Source organism: Paenibacillus sp. NRS-1782 (genome assembly GCF_050467685.1).
In the GTDB taxonomy this organism is placed as follows: domain Bacteria; phylum Bacillota; class Bacilli; order Paenibacillales; family Paenibacillaceae; genus Paenibacillus; species Paenibacillus terrae_A.
The window spans coordinates 1-2,755 of record NZ_JBITPH010000117.1; the positions used below are offsets into that span (position 1 = coordinate 1).

General features: G+C 50.3%; 1 protein-coding gene. It reads right to left on the minus strand.

Going from position 1 to position 2,755, the window contains the following annotated elements:
- Positions 1-2,755, minus strand: a 2,755-nt coding sequence (locus tag ACIFQM_RS24920; protein WP_430066412.1) for a condensation domain-containing protein, incomplete at both ends; no start/stop codon positions are given.

Genomic DNA, 2,755 nt, shown 5'->3' on the forward strand with positions numbered 1-2,755 from the left:
ATCCACGGAACGCTCGGTCATCAGACCGACCAAACGGTCTGTCGTCACGCCGTGACTCCGCAAGATTCGAGCCAGTCGGTTGGCCCGCTCGTTCAGCTCGTGGTAGGTCAACTGCTCTCCTTCGAAGAACAATGCTGCCTGCTCCGGGGTCTGCGCCGCTTGCGCCTCGAACAAGCCATGAATCGTCTGCTCGCTCGGACAGTCCGCTTCCGTATCTCCCCATACGCCAAGAATTTGCTCGCGTTCTTGCTTGGTTACTACATCAAGCTCGCGAATCCGAATATCCGGGTTTGCTGTTACCTGCTCCAGCAGTTGCACCAGATGTCCCTGAATTTGTTCTATACTTGTGCGTTCAAAGACTAGTGCGTTGTAATTAAAGCTCATGTGAATGACTTTCCCCGGCTGTATCACCAGATTAAAATCATAGCTCGTCGGTTCGACTTCGCTTCGGCTAAAGCTGGTCTGCTGGCCTTCACCGAACTGCTGCATTTGTTTCTCCGCCGGATCATTTGCAAAAATAATCCTGTGGTTGATCCAATTTTGCTTCAGGTCCGACAACGCCTGAATTTCAGTCAGCGGATGCGTAGTATGCATATGAGCAGCTATAGATTGCTCCTCGTTTTGCTTCATCATTTGCGAGAACAGACTGTTCTCATTACTTCTAATCCGTACAGGTACTGTATTCTGAGACAGACCCATCATATGTTCCACATTCAGAAGATCAGGCGAATGCCCGGAAACCGTACTACCCAATACGACATCATCTATACCATTATATTTTTGGAGCAATATACCCCAGACTGACTGCATCAGTGTATTCAGTGTCACCTGATGACGTTTGGCAATCTGAAGAATCCGGGTCGTCAGACCCACACTCAGACCAGTGTTAAGCTGCTCAGCCTGATACCCCGCGTTTGACTGCATTTTGACTTGTGGTAAATGGGCCTGTTCTTCATATCCGTCGAGATATGCATTCCAGTAACGAGCAGCTTTTTGACGTTCCTGATGTACTTTCAGCACAGGTACCGTTTCTTCTATAGTGATCCGTTCCAATTCGCACAGCGAGATGTCTGGATTGGCTGTAATGGTTTCTACCAAACGTACAAAGTGGCGCGTAATTTGCTCGATGGTTTCCCGCTGGTAGAGCGATGTTGCATATTGCAATCCGAAATGGATGCCGGTTTCTTCTTCGCTGGCTTCCAGCATCAGGTCAAACTTCGCCGGGACCTGCTCCATAGCGTATGGATGGAAGCTCAGGCCTTCCAACTTCAGCTCTCCTTGTTCGTTGTTTTGTAGTACAAACATCGTGTCGAACAGTGGATTGCGACTCATGTCGCGCTTCACGTTCAGTTGTTCCACCAGTTCTTCAAACGGATAGTCCTGATGCTCATAGGCTTGCAAGGTCCGGGTTTTCACGTCCTCCACGTAGTGGCGGAACGTTAGCGCTGCGGTCGGATAATTACGCATGGCTAGTGTTCCGACAAACATTCCGATAATTGGCTCCAGATCCATGTGCGGTCGTCCCGCAATCGGAGTGCCGACGATGATGTCTTCCTGCCCGGTGTACTGATGCAGCAGTACAGTGTAGGCCGCCAACAGTAACATATACAGTGTTGAACCTGTCTGTACTGCCAGCTCCTTCAATTGTTCGCTCACTTCATGTCTCAGTTCGAATACAACCGTATCACCTGCCGTACTTCGCACCGCCGGGCGGGTAAAGTCGGTTGGCAGATTCAGTGTAGGTAGCTCCCCCCGGAAGGTATCCAGCCAATATGCTTCCTGACGCTTCATTCCGTTCTGTTGTGACTCACTTTGTTGCCATACCGCGTAGTCTTTGTATTGAATTCGTAGCGTAGATAACTCTTCACCGCTGTACAAGCGAACAAATTCGTTGGTCAGCACGCCCATGGACGCGCCATCCGAGATAATATGGTGCATGTCGAGCATCAACAGATGCTGTGGCTCTTCTTCTATTCCCTGTACGCCCAAATCGATCAAGGCTACTCGTAGCAGCGGTGCGGCTTGCAGATCAAACGGACGTACAAATCGTTGAACCCATTCTTGTACCTCCTTGCCTGCAAGCTGCTCAGACACCGATGAATGCTGTTCATGCGCTATATCACGTTTAGAGTTCTCCACATGGGTTTTTCGATCAGCTGCTGGATACGTTACGACATGTCCTGCCTGGACCTTCGCATACTCTACCTCGAACGTCACCGTATCCTGAATCCGCTGTATCGGCTCGCTGTTCATTAGCTCAAAGCGGGTGCGGAATGCCGCATGGCGTGAGATCAACTGACGGAATATTTTTTCCACCCGTTTTATATCCAGCGGTCCGCTCACCTGGAGCGCAGCGGGAATGTTGTAGTTTACATCCTGTGGATCAATCTGGTGCAAAACGTACATCCGTTTTTGTGCCGAGGACAGCGGGTAGAAACTACGTTCTTCCGTCACTGGAATGGACGAATACACCACCTGATCCAGCCCTTCCATCACCACTGCCAGTTGTTCAATCGTTGGTGCTTCAAAGATGAAGCGAAGTAGAAGCGGTTTATTCAATTCCTTGTGAATCTTTGAGGCCAGCGTTGTAGCCCGCAGTGAATGCCCACCAATCTCAAAGAAGTTCTCCTTCACGCCGACTTGCTCCAAGCCCAGCACATCCTGCCAGATTTGCGCTAGCTTCGATTCCGTCCACGTTCGCGGTGCGATATAATCCGCCCCCGTTTGCAGGCTGCCTTCCGGTGCCGGTAATAAT